The organism is Microbacterium pasadenense (assembly GCF_047246565.1).
Lineage (GTDB): Bacteria > Actinomycetota > Actinomycetes > Actinomycetales > Microbacteriaceae > Microbacterium.
Genome location: NZ_JBFOKN010000001.1, coordinates 1,081,335 through 1,103,363, shown reverse-complemented (window position 1 = coordinate 1,103,363; position 22,029 = coordinate 1,081,335). Strand labels below are relative to the sequence as shown.

General features: G+C 71.0%; 20 protein-coding genes and 1 tRNA gene. 6 read left to right on the top strand and 15 right to left on the bottom strand.

Going from position 1 to position 22,029, the window contains the following annotated elements; genetic code table 11:
* Positions 1–83: 83 nt before the first annotated feature.
* The 4 genes from AB3M83_RS05260 to AB3M83_RS05245 all read right to left on the bottom strand — a co-directional run bounded on the left by AB3M83_RS05260 (position 84) and on the right by AB3M83_RS05245 (position 3,430).
* On the bottom strand, positions 84–656 hold the full coding sequence (locus tag AB3M83_RS05260; protein ID WP_412945684.1) for an isochorismatase family protein: 573 nt from the start codon (positions 654–656) through the stop codon (positions 84–86).
* Positions 653–2,887 carry an MMPL family transporter gene (locus AB3M83_RS05255; protein WP_412945682.1) on the bottom strand — a complete coding sequence of 745 codons (2,235 nt, stop codon included), beginning with the start codon at positions 2,885–2,887 and terminating at the stop codon, positions 653–655. Before AB3M83_RS05255 ends, AB3M83_RS05260 begins: the two co-directional genes overlap by 4 nt.
* Before the next feature lie 60 nt (positions 2,888–2,947).
* The gene (locus tag AB3M83_RS05250; protein WP_412945680.1) at positions 2,948–3,337 is read right to left on the bottom strand and encodes a hypothetical protein; all 390 of its coding nucleotides are present in this window, start codon (positions 3,335–3,337) and stop codon (positions 2,948–2,950) included.
* Between the two features lie 20 nt (positions 3,338–3,357).
* Positions 3,358–3,430: transfer RNA gene (locus AB3M83_RS05245), tRNA-Thr, on the bottom strand.
* A gap of 228 nt (positions 3,431–3,658) precedes the next feature.
* On the opposite strand from AB3M83_RS05245, the gene AB3M83_RS05240 reads away from it, so the two are divergent.
* From AB3M83_RS05240 to AB3M83_RS05230, 3 genes are all read left to right on the top strand, one after another.
* Positions 3,659–4,552, top strand: coding sequence for a MetQ/NlpA family ABC transporter substrate-binding protein (locus tag AB3M83_RS05240; protein WP_412945679.1), 894 nt, complete (start codon positions 3,659–3,661; stop codon positions 4,550–4,552).
* 66 nt (positions 4,553–4,618) lie between these two features.
* Positions 4,619–5,656 (top strand): methionine ABC transporter ATP-binding protein, encoded by a 1,038-nt coding sequence (locus AB3M83_RS05235; RefSeq protein WP_412945678.1) that lies wholly within the window; start codon positions 4,619–4,621, stop codon positions 5,654–5,656.
* The gene (locus AB3M83_RS05230; protein WP_412945677.1) at positions 5,649–6,308 is read left to right on the top strand and encodes a methionine ABC transporter permease; all 660 of its coding nucleotides are present in this window, start codon (positions 5,649–5,651) and stop codon (positions 6,306–6,308) included. Before AB3M83_RS05235 ends, AB3M83_RS05230 begins: the two co-directional genes overlap by 8 nt.
* 3 nt (positions 6,309–6,311) lie before the next feature.
* Here AB3M83_RS05230 and AB3M83_RS05225 read toward each other — a convergent pair whose 3' ends face one another.
* From AB3M83_RS05225 to AB3M83_RS05185, 9 genes are all read right to left on the bottom strand, one after another.
* Complete coding sequence (locus tag AB3M83_RS05225) at positions 6,312–7,850, bottom strand: alpha/beta hydrolase (RefSeq protein ID WP_412945675.1); 1,539 nt, start codon at positions 7,848–7,850, stop codon at positions 6,312–6,314.
* The gene (locus AB3M83_RS05220; RefSeq protein WP_412945673.1) at positions 7,847–9,022 is read right to left on the bottom strand and encodes a DNA polymerase III subunit delta'; all 1,176 of its coding nucleotides are present in this window, start codon (positions 9,020–9,022) and stop codon (positions 7,847–7,849) included. Before AB3M83_RS05220 ends, AB3M83_RS05225 begins: the two co-directional genes overlap by 4 nt.
* A 56-nt stretch (positions 9,023–9,078) precedes the next feature.
* Positions 9,079–9,702, bottom strand: coding sequence for a dTMP kinase (tmk, locus tag AB3M83_RS05215; protein ID WP_412945671.1), 624 nt, complete (start codon positions 9,700–9,702; stop codon positions 9,079–9,081).
* The gene (gene topA, locus AB3M83_RS05210; protein WP_412945670.1) at positions 9,699–12,362 is read right to left on the bottom strand and encodes a type I DNA topoisomerase; all 2,664 of its coding nucleotides are present in this window, start codon (positions 12,360–12,362) and stop codon (positions 9,699–9,701) included. Before topA ends, tmk begins: the two co-directional genes overlap by 4 nt.
* Before the next feature lie 77 nt (positions 12,363–12,439).
* Positions 12,440–12,766: a helicase gene (locus AB3M83_RS05205; RefSeq protein WP_412945669.1), complete on the bottom strand. Its 327-nt coding sequence runs from the start codon at positions 12,764–12,766 to the stop codon at positions 12,440–12,442.
* A complete protein-coding gene (locus AB3M83_RS05200; RefSeq protein WP_412945668.1) occupies positions 12,766–13,101 on the bottom strand; it encodes a TadE family type IV pilus minor pilin in 336 nt (111 codons plus the stop codon). Before AB3M83_RS05200 ends, AB3M83_RS05205 begins: the two co-directional genes overlap by 1 nt.
* Positions 13,098–13,301 (bottom strand): DUF4244 domain-containing protein, encoded by a 204-nt coding sequence (locus tag AB3M83_RS05195; RefSeq protein ID WP_412945666.1) that lies wholly within the window; start codon positions 13,299–13,301, stop codon positions 13,098–13,100. Before AB3M83_RS05195 ends, AB3M83_RS05200 begins: the two co-directional genes overlap by 4 nt.
* Positions 13,302–13,349: 48 nt before the next feature.
* The gene (locus tag AB3M83_RS05190; RefSeq protein ID WP_412945665.1) at positions 13,350–14,225 is read right to left on the bottom strand and encodes a type II secretion system F family protein; all 876 of its coding nucleotides are present in this window, start codon (positions 14,223–14,225) and stop codon (positions 13,350–13,352) included.
* Positions 14,222–15,211 carry a TadA family conjugal transfer-associated ATPase gene (locus AB3M83_RS05185; RefSeq protein ID WP_412945663.1) on the bottom strand — a complete coding sequence of 330 codons (990 nt, stop codon included), beginning with the start codon at positions 15,209–15,211 and terminating at the stop codon, positions 14,222–14,224. Before AB3M83_RS05185 ends, AB3M83_RS05190 begins: the two co-directional genes overlap by 4 nt.
* 384 nt (positions 15,212–15,595) lie before the next feature.
* On the opposite strand from AB3M83_RS05185, the gene acs reads away from it, so the two are divergent.
* Positions 15,596–17,560, top strand: a complete 1,965-nt coding sequence (gene acs / locus AB3M83_RS05180; protein WP_412945662.1) for an acetate--CoA ligase — start codon at positions 15,596–15,598, stop codon at positions 17,558–17,560.
* Between the two features lie 58 nt (positions 17,561–17,618).
* On the opposite strand, the gene AB3M83_RS05175 is transcribed toward acs, so the two are convergent.
* A complete protein-coding gene (locus AB3M83_RS05175) occupies positions 17,619–18,086 on the bottom strand; it encodes a RidA family protein (protein WP_412945661.1) in 468 nt (155 codons plus the stop codon).
* Positions 18,086–18,301, bottom strand: a complete 216-nt coding sequence (gene sp36 / locus AB3M83_RS05170) for a Sp36 family protein (RefSeq protein WP_412945659.1) — start codon at positions 18,299–18,301, stop codon at positions 18,086–18,088. The genes AB3M83_RS05175 and sp36 overlap by 1 nt, the downstream gene beginning before the upstream one ends.
* A 95-nt stretch (positions 18,302–18,396) precedes the next feature.
* Here sp36 and AB3M83_RS05165 point away from each other — a divergent pair, with 95 nt between their 5' ends.
* Positions 18,397–21,045, top strand: a complete 2,649-nt coding sequence (locus AB3M83_RS05165; protein ID WP_412945657.1) for a transglycosylase domain-containing protein — start codon at positions 18,397–18,399, stop codon at positions 21,043–21,045.
* Complete coding sequence (locus tag AB3M83_RS05160; RefSeq protein WP_412945655.1) at positions 21,042–22,019, top strand: metallophosphoesterase; 978 nt, start codon at positions 21,042–21,044, stop codon at positions 22,017–22,019. Before AB3M83_RS05165 ends, AB3M83_RS05160 begins: the two co-directional genes overlap by 4 nt.
* Positions 22,020–22,029: the final 10 nt, after the last annotated feature.

Below are 22,029 nucleotides of genomic sequence, written 5' to 3'. Positions count from 1 at the left end.
GGGCGAGGACGGATGCCGCGAAGGCGACCCCGAGAGTCTATCGACGGGCGGATGCCGGCGGCCCGGATCGGGCCGCGTGCGGGTCAGTCGGCGACGAGCTCCGCACCCGCGTGCGCCAGTTCCGCGAGCGCCGCCTCGCTCGATCCCGGTGCGACGCCGGCGACGAGGGCCGTCAGGATCCGCACGTGCCGGCCGTGCTCCACGGCGTCGAGAGCGGATGCGCGCACGCAGTGATCCGTCGCGATCCCGGTGACGTCGACGTCGGTCACCCCGTGCGCGGCGAGCAGCTCGCCGACGGTCTCGCCGGCATCCGTCACGCCCTCGAACAGGGAGTACGCGGGGACGCCCTGCCCTTTCTTCACGTGGTGCGTCACGGCCGAGGTGTCGAGGGCGGGGTCGTACTCCGCGCCGGCGGTGCCCGCGACGCAGTGCACCGGCCACGACTGCACGAAGTCGGGGTCGGCGGCGAAGTGACCGCCGTTGTCCCCCTCGGCGTCGTGCCAGTCGCGCGACGCGATGATCAGGCGGTAGTCGCCCGCGTGCGCCGCGACGTGGGCGGTGATGCCGGCAGCGACGACGTCACCGCCCACGACGCCGAGGGCGCCGCCGGGCGTGAAGTCGTTCTGCACATCGACGATGAACAGTGCTCGAGTCATGCCTCGAGGTTATGCCGGTACTCCGCCCGCGTCACGCCCTCGACGGGCGGGGCGGCGGCCCGCTCCGCCGGCTCGAACCGCGAGAGCTTCGACGGCCACCAGATCACCCGGCCGAGGTCGTAGGCCAGGGCCGGGACGAGGAGCGAGCGGACGATGAACGTGTCGAGGAGCACGCCGAAGGCCACGATGAACGCCAGCTGCACGAGGAAGAGGATCTGGATCACGCCGAGCGCCGCGAACGTCGCCGCGAGGACCAGCCCCGCCGAGGTGATGACGCCGCCGGTGGACACCAGGCCGCGGAGGATCCCGCGCCGAGTGCCGTGCACGAGCGACTCCTCCCGGACCCGCGACATCAGGAAGATGTTGTAGTCGATGCCGAGCGCGACGAGGAAGACGAACCCGTACAGCGGGACAGCGGGATCGGCGCCCGGGAACCCGAGCACCTCGTTGAACACGAGTGCGCTCACGCCGAGGGCTGCCGCGAAGGAGACGACCACGCTCAGGATCAGCAGCACCGGCGCCACGATCGACCGGAGAAGGAGCATCAGGATGATCAGCACCACCACGAGGATCACCGGGATGATCACGGTGCGGTCGCGGATGGACGTGTCGTTGGTGTCGAGGTCGACGGCGGTGGTCCCGCCGACGACGGCGGTGTCGAGCTCGTCGGCGAATGCCGCCCGCAGGTCGCGCACCGTCTGCTCGGCCTCCAGCGAGTCCGCCGCGTCGGCCAGCGTGCCGACGAGCATGACGTCGCCGTCGACGACCGTCGGCGAGGGCGCCTCGGTTCCGGGCGGGCCCTGCGCGGTGACGATGGCTTCGCCGCCCTCGAGCGTGATGGCCGCCTGACCGGTCGCGGAGTCCTCGGACAGCACGGCGACCGAGTCGATCCCGTCCTCGTCCTCGAGGACGGCGACCGCGTCGGCGACCCGGTCCTCCCCCGCGATGACGTAGAGCGGGCTGCCCGATCCGGCCGGGAAGTGCTCGCCCAGGACCTGCTGCCCGTCGCGAGCCTGCGACTCGCTCAGGACCAGCTCGCTCGCGGCGACACCGTCCGCCTTCAGCTGGGTCACGCCCGCCGCGGCGACGAGCAGGACGACGGTCGATGCGATCCACACGATGCGGGCGTGGCGTGCGACGAACCGCGAGAGTCTCGCCCAGCCGCCCTTCACCGGGATCGTGAGGTCGTCGGGCAGCTCTGCGGGGATCCCGCGGGGGATGAACGGCCAGAAGGCGGCGCGTCCGGTGAGGGCGAGCAGCGCCGGCAGGAAGGTGAGCGCCGACAGCATCGCGAACGCGATCCCGATCGAGGCGATGGGTCCGAGCGCGCGGTTGCTCGCGAGGTCGCTGAGGAGCAGGCAGAGAAGCCCCGCGATCACGGTGCCACCCGAGGCGAGGATCGGCTCGAACGCGCCCTTCCACGCCGACAGCACGGCATCCCACCGCTGCCTGCCCTCGGCGATCGCCTCACGGAACCGTGCGACGTAGAGGAGCGCGTAGTCGGTCGCCGCTCCGATGACGAGGATGAACAGGATCCCCTGCACCTGGCCGTTCAGGACGAAGATCTCGGCCTTCGCGAGCCACCACACCGTCAGCAGGGCCACGCAGAGCGCGAACACCGAGGTGAGGAGCACGAGCAGCGGCAGCAGCGGTGACCGGTACACGATGATGAGGATGACGAAGACCGCGCCGAGCGCGACGAGCAGCAGGAGCCCGTCGATGCCGGTGAAGCCGGACGCGAGGTCCGCCGTGAAGCCGGCGGGGCCGGTGACCCACGCGTCGATCCCCGGCGGCACATCGTCCGCCACCAGGTCGCGGATCTCGCCGACGATCTCGGTGACGTCGCCCGCGGTGTCGACGGAGACGACGATCTGCGCCGCCTCACCGTCGTCGGACGGGATCGCCGGAGACACCTCGATCACGCCGTCGACGTCGGCGACGGACTCCCCGAGCGCCTGGACCTCGCCGAGCTGATCCTGATCGAGCTCGCCGCCGCCGTCGACGACGACGAGAGCCGGGATCGCGTCGCCACCGGTGAAGTCGTCGAGGCGCTCCTGCACCTGCGTGGACTCGGCGCTCTGCGGCAAGAAGGACGACTGGTCGTTGGTCGAGACCTCGTCGACCTTGCCGAAGTACGGACCGCCGATCGCGCCGCCCGCGACCCACAGGACGACGAGGACGAGCGGGAGCGCGATGCGCAGCCATCGCGACGGGGTGCGTGAGGATCTCATATTGCTAGAATATCTAGTAATACACTTTGGACGCAAACTTCGTCCCGACGGACCCGCCGCTCAGCCCCGGACGAACAGGGCGACGAGCGACACGATCCCCGAGACGGCGCCCACGGCGAAGCCTCCGGCCGACAGTCCCCACAGCAGCCGAAGGTGCGGCGGGCGTGGTGTGGTGCGCATGCGATCTCGCCAGCCGTGGCGGTACCAGATGTCGGCGCGCTCCGCGCCGGCGAGCGCCTCGGCATCCACGTCGGTCAGCCGCGCCGAGTTCACCTCGCCGTCCGCGTCGATCCAGCGCGCCGTGACGCCGTCGTCGTCGAGGTAGGCCTGCGCGGGAAGCCAGCTGCCGTCGGCCGCCCACATGACGACGCCCATGAGCCCGAAGATGCCGGCGGCGGAGAAACCCACCCACGAGAAGATCTCGAGAATCGCATCCAGGGCGCCTGCCACCAGTTGTGTCCTCTGTTCGGAGCCACCTAAGGGAATCGAACCCTTGACCTATTCATTACGAGTGAATCGCTCTGCCGTCTGAGCTAAGGTGGCGCGCTTCGCTCGCGCGTTGCACGATCATCGATCCTACATGGTGGAAACGGATGCCGCGAACCGCGCGCCCGTGCTCCCCCGATGTCGACGTGTTACGCGGCTGTGCCTGGCATCCAGGTCCGTTGCGTACCGTTGATGCCGGCACCGCGATGAGGCGAGCGCGGTCCCGGCCGTGCTCGGCGCCTTCGCGCCCTGCGGTGCTTCGGATCCCCCCAAGGAGAGCACCCCATGCCCAAGAAGACCCTGGCCGCCGTCGCGCTGGCCCTCCCCCTCGCCCTGCTGCTCGGCGCCTGCGCCTCCCCCGGCGCCGGCTCCGACGCCTCCGCCGGGAGCGACGGCCCGGTCCGCATCGGCGTGGTCGGCGCCGGCGACCCGTACTGGGAGACGTACGTCGAGGCCGCCGCCGACGAGGGCATCGAGGTCGAGCTGGTCGACTTCAGCGAGTACACGCAGCCCAACCCCGCCCTCACCGCGGGCGAGCTGGACCTGAACCAGTTCCAGCACATCATCTACCTGGCCACGTACAACGTGCAGTCCGACGAGGACCTCGTGCCGATCGGGTCCACCGCCATCTACCCCCTCGGCCTGTACTCCTCCCAGTACGACACCGTCGCGGACATCCCCGCGGGCGAGACCGTGGCCGTCCCCAACGACGAGTCGAACCAGGCCCGCGGCCTGCTCGTCCTGCAGTCGGCCGGACTCATCGAGCTGAAGGACGGCGGCTCGATCTTCTCGACCGTCGCCGATGTCCTCGACAGCTCCAAGGTGACCGTCGAGGCCCTCGACGCCGCGTTCACCGCCACGTCGCTGCCCGACGTCGCCGCCGCGATCATCAACAACGACTTCGTGGAGGACGCCGGGCTGAGCTTCGAGGACGCCATCGCGACCGACGACCCGTCCGACCCGAACGCGCTCCCGTACGTCAACATCTTCGCCGCCCGCGCCGAGGACGCCGACAACGAGACGTACCGGAAGCTCGTCGAGATCTACCAGACCACGCAAGAGGTCCAGGACGGTGTGCAGGAGGCCTCCGGCAACACCGCCGACCTGCTGCAGACGCCGGCCGAGGAGCTCGTCACGTCCCTGGAGGACGTCGAGGAAGACATCCGCGCCAACCAGTAAGTCCCGCGACGATGCGGCTCGCCCGTCCGGGCGGGCCGCATCGGCATGTGCTCGAGGAGCCGCTCCATGACCTTCATCCGCCTCCGCGGCGTCACCAAGTCCTTCCCCGCAGCCGCGAAGGGCGCCGCCCCCGTCGTGGCGGTCGACGACGTCTCGCTCGACATCGCGGCCGGATCGATCACCGGGATCATCGGATACTCCGGCGCCGGGAAGTCGACGGTCCTCCGCCTCGTCAACGCGCTCGAGAAGCCGACGACAGGGTCCGTCGAGATCGACGGCCGCGACATCACGCGTCTCGGCGAACGGGAGCTGCGCACCCTCCGCGGCGACATCGGCATGATCTTCCAGCAGTTCAACCTGTTCGATTCGCGCACCGTCGCCGGCAACGTCGCCTACCCGCTGGAGGTCGCCGGCCGTCCCCGCGCCGAGATCCGCACGCGGGTCGAGGAGCTGCTCGCCTTCGTCGGACTCGCCGACAAGGCGCGGAGCTATCCGGAACAGCTCTCCGGCGGTCAGAAGCAGCGCGTCGGCATCGCCCGCGCCCTGGCCACCGAGCCGCGCATCCTGCTCGCCGACGAGGCCACGAGCGCCCTCGATCCCGAGACCACCCAGGAGGTCCTGGGCCTCCTGCAGCGGGTCAACGCCGAACTGGGCATCACGATCCTCGTCATCACGCACGAGATGGAGGTCGTCCGCACTCTCGCCGACCGCATCGTCGTGATGGAGAACGGGCGCATCATCGAAGACGGTCCCGTGTTCGACATCCTGTCCACCCCGCAGCACGCCGCCACCCGGCGATTCGTCGCGAGCATCATCGACGAGGTCCCCGCCGGCGAGAAGCTGCAGGCGCTGCGCGAGCGGCATCCGGGTCGCCTCGTCACCTTCTCTATCCGCGACGGCGATGTCACCCAGGCCGACGTCTTCGCCGCCATCGCCGCCGCCGGCGTGCGCTTCGAGCTCATCCACGGCGGCATCAACGACATCGGCGGTCGCGTCTTCGGCCACCTCACCCTCTCGCTGAGCGGCGAGACGGATGCCGTCGACCGCGCGATCGCGGCGGCCCGGACCCACGCGACCCTGATCGAGGAGGACCCCCGTGGATAGGCTCATCGACCTGCTGCCCGACCTGTGGGAGGCCTCGTTCGAGACCCTCTACGTCGTCTCTCTCGCCCTCGTCTTCGGCGGCGTCGCCGGCCTGCTCCTCGGTCTGGCGCTCTATGCGACCCGCGCGGGCAGCCTGTTCCCGAACCGTGCCCTGTTCGGCGTGCTCAACGTGCTGGTGAACTTCTTCCGCCCGATCCCGTTCGTCATCCTGCTCGCCGCGGTGCAGCCGTTCGCCCGCAGCCTCGGGATCCCCGGCATCGGACCGGAGTTCGGGATCTTCGCCATCACGATCGCCTCGATGTTCGCGATCAGCCGGATCGTCGAGCAGAACCTCCTCACCGTGCGTCCCGGCGTGATCGAGGCCGCGCGCGCCGCCGGCGCCAGCCGCAACCGGGTGCTGTTCCGGCTCGTCCCCCGCGAGGCGCTCGCGCCGCTCGTCCTCGGCTACACGTTCATCGTCGTCGCCCTCGTCGACATGACCGCCATCGCCGGTGCCGTCGCCGCGGGCGGCCTCGGCGAGTTCGCCATCGTCTACGGGTTCAAGCAGTTCAACCCCGCGGTGACGTGGGCGGCCGTGCTGGTGATCGTCGTCCTCGTGCAGGCCGTGCAGTTCTTCGGCAACTGGCTGGCACGGCGCATCCTACGCCGCTGAGGGCTACTCGCAGCGGATGTCGTCCGGAGGAGTCGTGCCGTCGATGAAGTAGGCCTCGACGGCACGGTCGATGCAGTCGTCGCCCTTGTTGAACCCGAGGTGCCCCTCGCCGACCCGGGTGAGGAGGATGCCGGACGAGAGCTGCCCGGCCAGCGCCGCCGACCACTCGTACGGGGTGGCCGGGTCGTTGGTCGTCCCGATGAGCAGGATCGGGTCGGCGCCCTCCGCGGAGATCTCACCCCGCGTGCCGGTCGGCGGGTACGGCCAGGACGCGCACAGGTCGACGCCCGACCAGTAGGGCGCGAACGTCGGCGCCTGCTCGTCGATGAGCGCCTCGGCCGCGTCGACCTCCGCAGCGGAGTCCGGCGGGTAGTCCATGCAGTTGTAGGCCGAGAACGCCTCGGTGGAGTTGTCGAGGTACTCCCCGTCGGCGCGGTTGTAGTAGGAGTCGACGAGGAAGAACATCGGGTCCGCGTCACCTTCGAGCACGGCGGTGAGCGCCGTGGTGAGTGCGGGCCACAGCCGCTCGCTGTAGAGAGCCGAGACGATGCCCATGACCATCGCGTCGGCGTTCAGCGCCCGGCCGTCGGTCGCGGTGAGCGGGGCGGCGTCGACCGCGGCGAGGGCATCGCCCAGCTGCGCCAGCGCCGTCTCGACCGGACCGTCGAACGGGCACGGCTCCTCGCCGCCGCCCGAGAGACACGACGCGAGGTACGCGCGCAGGGCCGACTCGAAGCCCACCGCCTGCCGTGCCCCGATCTCGACGCCGGGCACCGAGGGATCGATGCCGCCGTCGAGCACCATCCGGCCGACCCGCTCGGGGAACAGCTCGGCGTACGTCGCGCCGAGGAACGCGCCGTAGGAGTAGCCGAGGTAGTGCAGCTGCCGGTCCCCGAGGACTCCGCGCAGCAGATCCATGTCGCGCGCCGCGTTGACCGTCGTGATGTGGGGAAGGATGCCGTCGCTGCCGGCCTCGCAGGCGTCGGCGAACGCGCGGTCGCGTTCGGTGAGCTCCGCCTCCCATGCCGCGGTGCCGCGTTCGGCGGCGGGCACGCTGAAGAGGTACTCGTCCATCTCCGGCGCATCCAGGCACCGCACCGCGGTGGACGCGCCAACTCCGCGCGGGTCGAAGCCGACGACGTCGTAGTGCTCGAGGAGCTCGCCGCCGACGGCGAACGTCGCCGACCCGCGGACGAGGTCCACGCCGCTCGCCCCGGGCCCGCCGGGGTTGACCAGCAGCGAGCCCATCGACTCGCCGGAGGCGACCCGCACGATGAGGGCCAGGTCGAGGTCGCCGGCATCCGGGTCGGCGTAATCGACCGGCGCCGTGACGGAGGCGCAGTAGAAGCTGCCCTCGCCGCCGCCGGCGCAGGCCTGCCAGTCGATGTCCTGCGCGTAGTACGACGTGAGCTCCGGCGGCACCCCGACGGCCACCGGGGTGCGGTCCGGCGCGGGCCGGTCCGTCGGGAAGCACCCGGTGAGCGCCCCGAGGGCCGTTGCGGCGGCGATCAGGATCGCGGCGACGCGGACACCCCGCCTCACAGGGTCCGTCCGGTCGCGACCGTGATGAGCATGCTCTCGAGGGCGAGCGCCGGCGCGGCATTGCCCTGCAGGTTCGTCCGGGTCTCGGCGATCGCGTCGAGGACGGCGAGGGTCCGCTGCGCCGACCACGCCGCCGCGAGGCGATCGATGTCGGATGCCAGTTCGCGGTTGATGAGGTCGGTGTCGCGGCCGAACTGGCGCATCAGCGTATCGCGGTAGAGCGACTCGAGATCCGTGAGCACGCGGTCTATCCCGTCGCGCAGGCTTCGGGTGGCGCGGCGCTTCTGATCGTCCTCGAGGGCGCTGAGCTGGCCGCGGACGGCGGGCGGCACGGCGGCACCGGGTGTCACGCCGAGGGTGCGCAGCAGCGCCTCGCGCTCGCTCTCGTCGCGTGCGGCGGTGAGGGCCTTGGCGTCGTCCGTGGCCAGCTGGACGATGCGGGCGGCCACCTCGACCGCGTCGCCGACCCCCCGGACGCCGAGGACGCCCCGGAGGGTCTGCTCGCGCCGCTCGCGGGATGCCGCATCCGTCGCCAGGCGCTGCGCCATGCCGATGTGGCGCTGAGCGAGCCGAGCCGACTGCTCGGCGACAGCCGCATCGACGCCGGTGCGCGCCTCGATCAGCCGGGCCACGTCGGCGACGTCGGGTTCACGGAGCCGGAGGATCCGCACGCGCGAGCGGATCGTCGGCAGCAGGTCCGCATCGCTCGGCGCGCAGAGGATCCAGACCGTGTTCTCGGGCGGCTCCTCGAGCGCCTTCAGCAGGACGTTGCTGGTGCGCTCGACCATGCGGTCGGCGTCCTCCATCACCATCACGCGGTAGCGACCGAGCGACGGCGAGAAGTACGAGCGTTCGACGAGGGCGCGGGCGTCCTTGATCGAGATGATGACGCCCTCGGTGCGGAGCGAGGTGAGGTCGGGGTGCGTGCGCGCGATCACCTGGCGCATCGCGTTCTCGTCGCCCGGCTCCGCGATCAGTGCGGCTGCGAACGCATAGGCGAGCGTCGAGCGTCCCGACCCGGGCGGTCCCGTGATGAGCCAGGCGTGCGCGAGCTGGGCGGGGTCGGATGCCGCTGCCTGCAGCTGCGCGACGGCGTCGTCCTGCCCCCAGACCTCGCCCCAGGGCAGCGGCCCCGATCCCCGCGTCGTCGATTCGGCGCGGGCGGAGGTCATGCCCACCAGCCTACGGCGTGCCGCCGACTCCCCTGGCGGCGAGCCGACGACGGGACTCAGGACAGCGCCGCGGCGACGCGTTCGCGGATCGCCGCCGCGAGCTCGTCGACGGGCCGTGTCGCATCGAGCACGAGGAACCGCTCCGGCTCGGCCGCGGCGAGGGCGAGGAAGGCCGCCCGCACGCGCTCATGGAAGGCGGCCTGCTCGGCTTCGAGGCGGTCGAACGGCTTGTCCACGGCATCCAGCCTGCCTCGCGCCACGGCGGGATCGAGATCGAGGAGGACGGTGACGTCCGGCAGCGCGCCGCCGGTCGCCCACAGGGAGAGGTCCCGGATCTCGTTCCCGTCGAGCACCCGGCCCGCCCCCTGGTAGGCCACCGACGAATCCAGGTAGCGGTCCTGGATGACGACATCGCCGCGTTCCCGCGCGGGGCGCACCAGCGTCTCGACGTGATGTGCTCGGTCGGCCGCGTAGAGGAGCGCCTCGGCGCGCGGCGCGATGTCGCCAGGGTGGTGCAGCACGATGTTCCGGATGAGCACGCCCACCGCGGTGCCGCCCGGCTCGCGGGTGCGCAGCACCGACCGGCCGCGCGACCGCAGCCACTCCTCGAGGAGCGTCGCCTGCGTCGTCTTGCCCGACCCGTCGCCGCCCTCGAGCGTGACCCAGAGGCCCCGGCTCACTTCTTCTTCGCGGCCGGCTTGCGCGCCGCGGGCTTGCGGGTCGTGCGCTTGGGCGCCGGCCCCTTGGCCCGCTTGTCGGCGAGCATCTGCACCGCGACCTCGAAGGTGATGTCGTCGGGCGTCTGGCCCTTGGGGATCGTGACGTTCGTCGTGCCGTCGGTGACGTAGGCGCCGAAGCGGCCGTCCTTGATGCGGATCGGCTTGCCGCTGACGGGGTCGGCCTCGAACTCCTTCAGCGACGTCGCGGCGCGGTTGGCGTACTTCGGCTGCGCGTAGATCTCGAGCGCCTGCTCGAGCGTGATGTCGAAGATCATCTCCTCGCTCGCGATGCTGCGCGAGTCGGTGCCCTTCTTGATGTACGGGCCGTACGGGCCGTTCTGGGCGGTGATGACGGTGCCCGACTCGGGGTCGACGCCCACCTCGCGCGGCAGCGACAGGAGCTTCAGCGCCGTCTCGAGATCGATCGTCTCAGGCGACATGCTCTTGAACAGCGATCCGCGCTTCGGCTTCGGAGGCACCGCCTTCTTCGCGCCGCGCTTGGGCTTCTCGGCCTCGACGGGCGCCTCCTCCTCGGGCAGGACCTCTTCGAGATAGGGACCGAAGCGGCCGTCCTTGACGACGATCTCGCGCCCGTTCTCGGGGTTCTTGCCGAGCACACGGTCGCCGCCGACGGGAGCGTCGATCAGCTCCCGCGCCTTCTCGGGAGTGAGCTCGTCGGGGGCGAGGTCCTCCGGCACGTTGATGCGACGCGGCGTCTCGGGGTCATCGCCCGCTACTTCGAGGTACGGTCCGTACCGGCCGAAGCGGAGCACCGCGACGTCGCCGATCCTGGTGGAGTTGATCTCGCGCGCGTCGATGTCGCCGAGGTTGTCGACGATGTTGCGGAGCCCCACGTGATCGGTCGAGCCGAAGTAGAACTCGTGCAGCCACGCCGCACGGTTCTGCTCGCCGCGGGCGATCGCGTCGAGGTCGTCCTCGAGCGCCGCGGTGAAGTCGTAGTCGATGAGGTCGGCGAAGTGCTCCTCGAGCAGACGGACGATCGAGAAGGCGAGCCAGCTCGGCACGAGCGCCTGGCCGCGCTTGGACACGTAGCCGCGGTCGAGGATCACGTCGATGATGCTCGCGAACGTCGACGGCCGGCCGATGCCCTTCTCCTCGAGCGCCTTGACGAGGGATGCCTCGGTGTACCGCGGCTTGGGGCTGGTCGTGTGGCCCTTCGGCTCGATGTCGCGCAGGGTCAGGTCGTCGCCGACGGCGAGCGCGGGCAGCGACTGGTCGTCGGCGCGATCGCTGTCGCTGCGCTTCTCGTCGCGGCCCTCTTCGTAGGCCTCGAGGAAGCCCTTGAACGTGTAGACGGTGCCCGAGGCGGTGAACGTGGCGGTCTTGCCCGCGGCATCCGCGTCGATCGTCACCGTCGTCGTCTCGTACTTCGCGTCGGACATCTGGCTCGCGACGGTCCGCTTCCAGATGAGGTCGTACAGCCGCAGCTCGTCGCGGTCGAGTCCGGATGCCACGTCCTGCGGACGGCGGAAGACCTCACCCGACGGGCGGACGGCCTCGTGCGCCTCCTGCGCGTTCTTGCTGTTGTTGCGGTAGCTCCGCGGGTTGGCGGGAACCGCCTTGTCGCCGTAGAGCGCTACCGCCTGCGTCCGCGCCGCCGACACGGCCTGGGCCGAGAGCGCGGTCGAGTCGGTGCGCATGTACGTGATGTAGCCCTTCTCATAGAGCCGCTGCGCGACGCCCATGGCGTGCTTGGCGCTCATGGAGAGCTTGCGACCGGCCTCCTGCTGGAGGGTGGAGGTCGTGAACGGCGGCTTGGGGCTGCGCGTGCCGGGCTTGGCCTCGACCGACACCACGGATGCGGCGCCGGATGCTTCGAGGCCGTCGGCGAGCTCCCGGGCCTGCTCCTCGGTCAGGACGACGACGGCCTTCTTGAGGCGCCCGGTGTCGTCGAAGTCGGTGCCACGGGCGAGCGGCGCGCCGTCCAGGCGGGCCAGGCGGATCGCGAAGGATGCCGAGTCCTTGACCGCGGTGGAGTCGACGTCCCAGTACGAGGCCGAGACGAAGGCCATGCGCTCGCGCTCGCGCTCGACGACCATGCGCGTCGCGGCGGACTGCACGCGACCCGCGCTGGTGCCCTGGCCGACCTTCCGTCGGGTGACGTCGGACACGTCCCAGCCGTACAGGCGGTCGAGGATGCGTCGCGTCTCCTGCGCGTCGACGAGGGCGAGGTCCAGCTCGCGGGTGTTGTGCACCGCGGCCTGGATCGCGTCCTTCGTGATCTCGTGGAAGACCATCCGCTTGACGGGGACCTTCGGCTTCAGGGTCTGGAGGAGGTGCCACGCGATGGCTTCGCCCTCGCGGTCCTCATCCGTGGCGAGCAGGAGCTCGTCCGCCGACTTCAGCGCTCGCTTCAGCTCGGTGACGGTCTTCTTGCCCCGGTCGCTCTCCACATAAAGAGGGGTGAAATCGTTCTCGATGTCGATGGAGTACTTGCCGACGGAGGTCTTCTTCAGCTCCGCGGGGATGTCCTTCTTGTCGGCGAGGTCCCGGATGTGCCCGACCGAGCTCATCACCTCGTATCCGTCACCCAGGTATCCCTGGATAGAGCGCATCTTCGTCGGAGACTCGACGATGACGAGCTTCTTGCCGTGTGCCACGTGGCGTCCTTTCTTCGTTGCAAACCATACACACCGGTTTGTCAAGAGCGCGCTGAGAGTCACGGCCGGGAGGAGGCTCACGGACTCGGCGGCGGCGGCCCCGCGCGGGCGCGCGCTCGCGCGGAGAAGGGGCCGAACGGCGCGGCGACCTCCACCGTCGCGACCAGTCCCGAGAGCGCGCAGGTTTCAAGTCGCGCCTCGGCGCGCCGCGCGATCTCGGCGGCGTGCTCGCACGGCACTCCGAGAACCAGCCCGGACGCGGTGTCGGCGGCGGCGAGCGCCGCGGCATCCGCCGCCCCCGCGATCCGTGCCGAGGTGGCGGCGGCGGCGCCCGCGGTCGTGAACCCGACGAGCAGCGTCGCGATCACCGCGAGGGACCCGATCGAGACCGTGGAACCGGCCATCAGGGACCCTCGCCGCCCAGGGCGCAGGATCGCGCGTGCAGGTCGGGAACCGGGAGCATGCCGCCGGCGTCGGCGGTCAGCGCGACGCAGACGAGATCCCCGTCCGTGCTGATGCCGATGGTCGCACCGGGCACGAGGGCGCCGACGGCCGTGCGGATCCGCGCCTCGGATTCGCCGCGCGCCGCGTACCGGGCCGCCTGCGCCGCGCTCTGCTCGAGCCGGACCTGGGCGGCGCCGACACCGAGCACCGAGACGGCCGCGACCAGCACGAGCACGACGGCGGGGATGACGACAGCGAACTCCGCCGCCGCCGATCCCCGCTCGTCGCGCCTCATGCCACCGTGAGGGCGCGGCGGACGAGATCGGTCAGGATCCCGCGCACCTCGTCGGACCGCATGATGATGACGAGGAGACCGGCGAAGGCCACCGCCGCCATCGTCGCGATCGCGTACTCCGCGGTCGCGGCACCGGAATCGTCGGTGAAGAGCTCGGCGGCCCGACGGCCGGTGAGCGGGGGAAGGGGGGATTTCGTCATGGGTCCTCCTGGGTATTGGTTGCGGATGGCGGGCACGTTTCAGGGCGGTCAGAGCGGGAGCGGGCCCGACGTCAGGACCGAGAGCAGCATCGGGCCGACGCCCAGCAGCAGGAAGGCCGGCAGCGTGCAGATGCCGAGCGGCAGCAGCAGGCGGCCCGACAGGGCGGCCGCGCGCAGCCGGCCCTCGGTCCGGGCGGCCTGGCGCTGTGCGGCCGCATCGGCCCGCAGCAGCTCGACGGCGGGTGCCCCCGCGGCCCGTGAGAGGCCGAGCACGGCCATGGTCGCGGCCTCGGGCGGCGACCCCGCCGCCGCCTCGACGACCGCGACGGCCCGCGGGATGGAGACCCCGCCCGACAGGGCGATCGCGACGACTTCGGCGTCCAGCCCGGGGATGCCGGACGCCGGCTGCGCCCGAGCGACGAGGGCCGCCGTCCACCGATTCGTGAGGAGCATGAGAAGGCCTCCGGCGACGAGGCACACGACGCCGACCGGGTGACCGAGGGTGCGGAGCGGGTCGAACCCGAGCGCAGCGCCGAGTGCCACGGCGACGAGCGGCAGCCACGCGATGAGACGCGCCGTCATCTGCGGCTCGGCGAGCGCGATCCGGACGTCGTCACGCGCCTGATGCGCGTCGCGCAGGGCCTCGGCGAGCCCGCGGAGGCTGTCCGCCAGCGGCGCCCCGACGGTGGCGGCGACCTGCCAGGCGATCCCGATCTGCGTCCATGCCTCACCGCGGGTGGCGAGCTCCGCCGGAACGGATCGGCCCTCGTCGAGAGCCGCGGTCGCGGCCGCGGCGGCGGCGTCCCCGGTGTCGGCGAGGTGGCGCCACGCCCGCGCCGGCGTCAGTCCCGCCTGCAGCAGCACGGCCAGTCGCTGCACGGTGACCGCGACCGCCGCGACATCCGCTGCGGGTGCGGCCGTCACGGCAGCGCCGCCATCCCGAGCCGGTCGTCGTCCACCGTGGGCCGGGCGATCCCGGTGATCCGACGGATGCCGTCGGTGCCGCGCTCCAGATGGATCACGGCGCCGATGGCGCTGGCCACCTGCCGGGCGAGGGCACGGTCGTCCATTCCGGCGAGCGCGCCCAGGGCCTCGAGCCGCGCCGGCACGTCAGCGAGCCCGCTCGCGTGCACCGTGCCCGCGCCGCCGTCGTGCCCCGTGTTCAGGGCGGTCAGGAGCTCGCGGACCTCCTCGCCGCGGCACTCGCCGACGACGAGCCGGTCGGGACGCATGCGCAGCGCCTCACGCAGCAGCCGCGACAGCGGCACACCGCCCACGCCCTCGAGGTTCGCCTGGCGGGCCTCGAGACGGACGTGGTGGGGATGGGCGATGCGCAGCTCCGCCACGTCCTCGATCGTCACGATGCGCTCCGACGTCGGGACCAGGCTCAGCAGCGCCGCGAGGAGCGTCGTCTTCCCCACGCCGGTCGCCCCGGTCACGAGGACGTTCGCCCGGCGGACGACGAGGGTCTCCAGACGCACACGGAGCGCCGCGTCGAACATGCCCCTCCGGCCCAGGTCGTCGAGGCTCGGCATGCCCGTGCCGGGCAGCCGGATCGAGATCGTCGCGCCACCGCACGCGATCGGCGGGAGCACGGCGTGCACCCGGACGCCGTGCTCCCACCGGACGTCCGCGCACGGCGTCGCGTCGTCGAGATGCCGACCGCCGAGGGCGATGAGACCGACCGCCAGGTCACGGACCTCATCGCCGTCCGCGTCCCACCCCGGCACCCGCTGCGCGCCCGCACCGCGGTCGACGAATAGCCCGTCCGCGCCGTTGACGAAGACGTCGGTGACGTCGGGATCGGCGAGGAGCGCGCGCAGCGGCTCGACGACCGCATGCGCCGGGACCGGTCGCGGCGCGGCCGCCGGCGTCGAACCCCGGGGTGCGGCGACGAACGGCTGCGACATGCGCCCGACGCTAGGGCGAGCGCGTCCCCGCGGCCGGGCGGAGGGCGATCCCGGGGACAGCGGCACCCGCCCCCCGCGCTGTGGAGAGCGCGGCGAGACCGGAGAACGAGAAGGGCGGCATCCTTTGGGGGGAAAGGATGCCGCCCAGGCAGCGCCGCTTCAGGGGGGATCAGCGGGCTGCGGGGCCGAAGCAGATGTTCGGGCACAACAATCCTAGGGGGCGATCCGCCTCCACGGCGACGGCGGCGCGCGATGCCCTCGTACGCTTCGATATCCCCCACTATCGGCGGTAGTCGACCCCGCGATGCCGATCCTAAAGTGACGGCATCGCCGCGACGGGTCCGCCCGCCTCGCGCATCGCCGTCAGACGCAAAGGAGCGCCGCATGAGCAGCCAGATCGATCATCTCTTCACGGAGAGCCGACGATTCGCCCCCTCCGCCGACTTCGCGGGCAATGCCGTCGGCGGCGCAGACCTCTACCGGAGCGCCGAAGCGGACCGTGAGGCATTCTGGGCCGACAAGGCCCGCGACCTGCACTGGCACACCCCGTTCACGAAGGTGCTCGACTGGACGAATCCGCCGTTCGCGACCTGGTTCGAGGACGGCGAGCTCAACGTCGCCTACAACTGCCTGGACCGTCACGTCGAGGCCGGCCACGGCGATCGTGTCGCGCTGCTGTGGGAGGGCGAGCCCGGCGACCAGCGGCGGATCACCTACGCCGAGCTGACCGACGAGGTCAAGCGCGTCGCGAACGTCCTCACCGGTCTCGGGATCGAGGCCGGCGACCGCGTCGCCATCTACATGCCGATGATCCCCGAGGCCATCGCCGCGATGCTCGCCGTCGCGCGGATCGGCGCGATCCATTCGGTCATCTTCGGCGGCTTCTCGGCCGACAGCCTGCGTTCGCGCATCGACGACGCCGGCGCCCGGCTCGTGATCACCTCCGACGGCGGCTACCGCAAGGGGCGCGTCTCGCCCCTCAAGCCCGCCGTCGATCAGGCGCTCGGCGACCGCGGCAGCGGCCCGCAGGAGACCGTCGAGCACGTCCTCGTCGTGCGCCGCACCGAGAACGAGGTGTCGTGGACCGAGGGCCGCGACCTGTGGTGGCACGACGCCGTGGGCGCGGCATCCGCCGATCACGAGGCGCGCGCCTTCCCCGCCGAGAATCCGCTGTTCATCCTCTACACCTCGGGGACGACCGGCAAGCCCAAGGGCATCCTCCACACCTCGGGCGGGTATCTGACCCAGGCGGCCTTCACCAGCAAGGTCGTCCACGACCTTCACCCCGAGACGGACGTGTTCTGGTGCACGGCCGACATCGGGTGGGTGACCGGGCACAGCTATGTGACGTACGGCCCGCTCGCCAACGGGGCGACCCAGGTCCTCTACGAGGGGACACCCGACACCCCGCATCCCGGGCGCTGGTGGGAGATCGTCGAGAAGTACGGCGTGACGATCCTGTACACGGCGCCGACGGCGATCCGCTCCTTCATGAAGCTCGGCCGGGCGATCCCGGAGAAGTTCGACCTGTCGTCGCTGCGGCTGCTCGGCTCCGTCGGCGAGCCCATCAACCCGGAGGCGTGGATGTGGTACCGCCACGTCATCGGCGGGGATCGGACGCCCATCGTGGACACGTGGTGGCAGACGGAGACCGGCGCGATCATGGTGTCGGCGCTGCCCGGGGTCACCGAGACCAAGCCCGGCAGCGCACAGGTGCCGATCCCCGGCATCGGGGTCGACGTCGTCGATGAGGGCGGCGAGCGCGTCGGCAACGGCAACGGCGGTCTGCTCGTCCTCACCGAGCCCTGGCCGAGCATGCTGCGCGGCATCTGGGGCGACCCGGAGCGGTTCAAGGAGACGTACTGGGACAAGTTCGAGAAGCAGGGCTTCTACTTCGCCGGTGACGGCGCCCGCCTGGACGACGACGGCGACGTCTGGTTCCTCGGCCGCGTCGACGACGTCATGAACGTCTCGGGACACCGGCTGTCGACGACCGAGATCGAGTCTGCCCTCGTCGGCAACGAGGCGGTCGCCGAAGCGGCGGTCGTCGGCGCCTCCGACGAGACGACCGGCCAGGCCGTCGTCGCCTTCGTGATCATCAAGCAGAGCTACCTGGACGCCCACTCCCCCGAGGGCCTCGCCGACACGCTCCGCAAGTGGGTCGGCGATCAGATCGGTCCGATCGCCCGGCCGCGGGACGTCTACATCGTGGCCGAGCTCCCCAAGACCCGGTCCGGAAAGATCATGCGCCGCCTCCTCCGCGATGTCGCGGAGGGTCGTGAGGTCGGCGACACCACGACGCTCGCCGACACGATGGTCATGAACGTCATCAGCGCCCAGGTGAAGTAGCCGCAGACGCGAGAGGCGCCCCACGAGCAGCTGCTCGGGGGCGCCTCTTCGTCGGCGGTCAGGCGTGCGTGAAGACGACCTCGACCTCGACGGGCGAGTCCAGCGGCAGCACGGGGACGCCGACGGCGGACCGAGCGTGACGCCCGGCGTCGCCGAAGATCTCGCCGAGCACCTCGCTGGCGCCGTTGATGACGCCGGGCTGGCCGGTGAACTCGGGGACGGATGCCACGAACCCGGTGACCTTGAGGACGCCGGTCAGGCGATCGACGCCGCCCACCGCGGCGGCGGCCGCCGCGATCGCGTTCAGCGCGCTTCGCCGGGCGAGGCCCGTCGCATCGGCGGCGGGGACGAGTCCCGCACCGTCGCCGACCTTTCCGACGGCGGGCAGCTCACCCGAGACCATCGGCAGCTGGCCGGACGTGTAGACGAGGTCGCCGTGCACCTTCGCGGGGATGTACGCCGCAACGGGCGGGACGACGGCGGGCAGCTCGATGCCGAGCTCGGCGAGACGACCGGAGACCGACATCACGCCTGTCCGAACTGACGTGCGGCCTGGGCTGCGGCATCCAGCCCCGCGTTGCCGGCACCGCTGCCGGAGGGACGCTTGAAGTAGCCGACGAGGCCGCCTTCGGGGCCGTTCACCACCTGCACGAGCTCCCACCCCTGCTTGCCCCAGTTGTTGAGGATCGCGGCGGTGTTGTGGATCAGCAGGGGCGTGGTCATGTACTCCCACGTGGTCATCTCGGTACTCCCGGGGTCGGCACGCTGCAGCGCGGAGGAAAGGCGCGCGGGATCACACCGAGGCATCCCCCAGCTATCTCCCTTACGATCAGCCTATGCCCCACTCGAAACGGACGGCCACCGGTGTGCTCGGCGGCGTGCTCGGACTTGTCGGACTCAGCACCGTCGCCGGTGTCCTCGTCACCGCCACGGTCACCCCCGCCATCGCCGTCTCCGGCTTCGCCGCGTCGAGCGCGATCGAGATGTTCGACAACATGCCGAGCTACCTCAAGATCGACAAGCTGATGCTGCCGACCGAGCTCTACGCCAAGAACTCCGATGGGGACTGGCGGCTGCTCACCGAGTTCTACGACCAGAACCGGATCCCGGTGACGTTCGACGAGGTGAACCCCGTCGTCTACGACGCGATCCTCTCCAGCGAGGACAAGAACTTCTACAACCACGGCGGCATCGACCTGATCGGCACGGTCGGCGCCCTGGTCGGCAACGCCAGCTCCGGGTCGAACCGCGGTGGGTCCTCCATCACGCAGCAGTACGTCAAGAACGTGCTGCAGCAGAACTGCGAGGCGAAGGCCGAGAACGCCGAAGAGGTCAAGAAGTGCTACCTCGCGACGACCGTCAATTCGGGCATCGAGGGCTACGAGCGCAAGCTGCAGGAGATGCGGTACGCGATCCAGCTCGAGAAGGAGTACTCGAAGGACGAGATCCTCATCGGATACCTGAACATCGCCCACTTCGGCGGCTCGGTCTACGGCATCGGCGCCGCAGCGGAATACTACTTCGGCACGACGCCCGCCAAGCTCAAGATCAGCCAGGCCGCGGCGCTGGCGGGCATGGTCGTCGAGCCCAACACGCTCCGCATCGACCGGGCGAAGGCAGGCACACGCACCAACGCCGAGGGCGTCGCGGTCAACACCAAGGCGGACGGCTACGCGCTGACGAAGGATCGGCAGACGTACGTCCTCGGGCGCATGTTCGCCGACGGCAAGATCACGCGGGACGAGTACGAGAAGGCCAGGGACGGCGAGATCAAGCCCGACATCACCCCCCGCTCACAGGGCTGCGCCGAAGCGAAGGGCGCCGAGTTCTTCTGCGAGACCGTGGTGTCGACGATCAAGAAGAGTCCCGCGTTCGGTGAGGAGAACGAGCGCCTTGCGGCACTCCGACGCGGCGGGCTGAAGATCTACACGACCCTCGACCCCGACCTGCAGGCGAAGGCGCGCGAGGCGATCTCGGTCGTGCCCGCTTCGCGTGACGACATGGACCTCGGGTCGAGCGGCACCCAGGTCGAGGTCGGCACCGGCCGCGTCCTGTCGATGGTCCAGAACCGCCCTTACAGCGCGGACTCGGACGGCAAGAAGACGACGCAGGTCAACTACAACGCTCGGGGCGGGGGCAGCATCGGCTTCTCCGCAGGGTCCACCTACAAGGTGTTCAGCCTCATCAACTGGCTGCAGCAGGGCCACTCGGTCAACGAGGTCGTCAACGGTCGCGTCGGTGTGAAGAACGTCGAGACGTGCGACGGCGCGGTCGTCAAGCAGCCGGCGGACAACAGCGGCCAGTCCGGCCACATCGGCAACTTCGAGGGCAACTCCGGGTACAACGGCACCCCCTACAACTTCACGAAGGACTCGCTCAACTCCGGATTCCTGGCGATGGCGGAGAAGATCTCCGTCTGCAGCACGAACCGCGTCGCCATGGATCTCGGGGTCATGCGGGGCGACGGCAAGCCGCTCGACGACCTCAACTACCCGTACGACGTGCTCGGCTCCGGCAACGTCGCGCCGCTGGACATGGCGCAGGTGTACGCCGCGATCGCCGGCAAGGGCATCCTGTGCGAGTCGAAGGTCATCGACAAGGTGCTGAACGCCGACGGCAGCGAGCACCCGATCCCCGAGACGAAGTGCGAGCGGGCGATGAGCGAAGGCGTCGCGGCGACCGCCGCGTACGCCCTCCAGGCGGTGATGCAGGGCAACGGCACCGGGTCCGGCGCACGGACCTTCGACGGGGTGCCGATCCTCGGAAAGACCGGCATCCACCAGTTCGAGCAGACCTGGATGGACGGCTCGAGCACCGAGGTCGCCACCGTCGTCTGGGTGGGGAACGCTGCTCCCATCAAGGAGAGCGGCGAGTGGGTCTACAAGAAGCTGGATCAGCGTTACGAGTCGGGGTGGCGCCTCTCCCGCATCCGAAACGCGATCTGGCCGGTGATGCAGCGAGCCGCGAACGCCAAGTACGGCGGCGAGGCCTTCCCTGAGCCCGACAAGGAGCTCACCAAGCGCACCTACGCGACCCTGCCGAGCGTCATCGGCCTGTCGGTCGACGACGCCACGAGCCGCCTCCGCGGCGCCGGCTTCAGCGTGAGCGTCGGCGACGCCGTCGACGCGTCGGAATCCGAGGGCACCATCGTGGAGCAGAGCCCTGGAGCCGGTCGCGTGGTCTCCGGAACGACCGTCACCATCCGACCCAGCAACGGCGAGGGCGCCACCGTGCCCGGCGTCGGCGGGACGCCGCAGGACGCCGCGGCGGCGCTCCGGGCGGCGGGGTTCTCGGAGCTCCAGCTGGAATGCACGGACAGCTCAGACGCCCCGCCGCAGGGGGTCGTGACGGGCACGGACCCGGCTGCGGGCTCGACCGTCTCGCGCGACGACACCATCACCATCCAGGTGCAGTCCTCCGACTGCGACGGCAACGGTGGCGGCGATGACGACGAGGACGACGACGGCAACGGCAACGGCCCGTGAGCCGGCGGTCATCGCCCGGCCGCACCGCCCTCACCGCGCTCGGCGCGGTGGGGGCGGTCGGCGCCGCGGCGACGGCGTGGGGTGTCGGCATCGAGCGGCACCTCTTCACGATCCGAGCGCATGAGGCCGCGGTCCTCCCCGCCGGCTCTCCGTCCCTGACGGTGCTCCATCTGTCCGACCCGCACATGGCGCCGTGGCAGCGCCGCAAGCAGCGGTGGATCGCCGATCTCGCCGACGAGGTGCAGCCCGACCTGGTGGTCAACACCGGCGACAACCTCGGCCACGAGGACGGCCTCGACGGCCTGCGTCCCGCCTTCTCGCCGCTACGCGGCGTCCCGGGGCTGTTCGTCCACGGCTCGAACGACGTCGTGGCGCCCAGCCGCAGGAACCCGCTGCTCTACTTCCAGGGGCCGTCCTCGTACAGTTCACGCTCCGGCCGGCTCGACACCGGCGCGCTCGACGCTTTCCTGGCGGACGAGCTCGGCTGGACCCCCCTCCACAACACCGCGGCGACCATCCGGGCCGCCGGCATCCGCATCGACGCCCTCGGCGTCGACGACGCTCACCGCGACTGGGACGACATCGACGCCGCCACGACGGCCTATGCGGCCCTGGGCGACTCCGACGAGCCCCGCCTCCGTCTGGGCGTCACCCACGCCCCCTACCGCCGCGTCCTGGACCGCTTCACGGACGCCGGCGTCGATGCGCTGCTGGCCGGTCACACCCACGGCGGCCAGGTCCGCATCCCGTTCTCCCGGAAGGCGCTCGTCGCGAACTGCGACATCCCGCTCGACCAGGCCCGCGGCTGCAGCACCTGGCGATCCGGCGGTCGCGCGATCCCCCTCAACGTCAGCGCGGGACTCGGCCACTCGATCTACGCGCCGGTGCGGTTCGCCTGCCTGCCCGAGGTGTCCGTCCTCACCCTTCGAGCGAAATCGGCGCTCGATTCGTCGGGAGGGCTGCCGACGGGGTAGACTCGGAGGG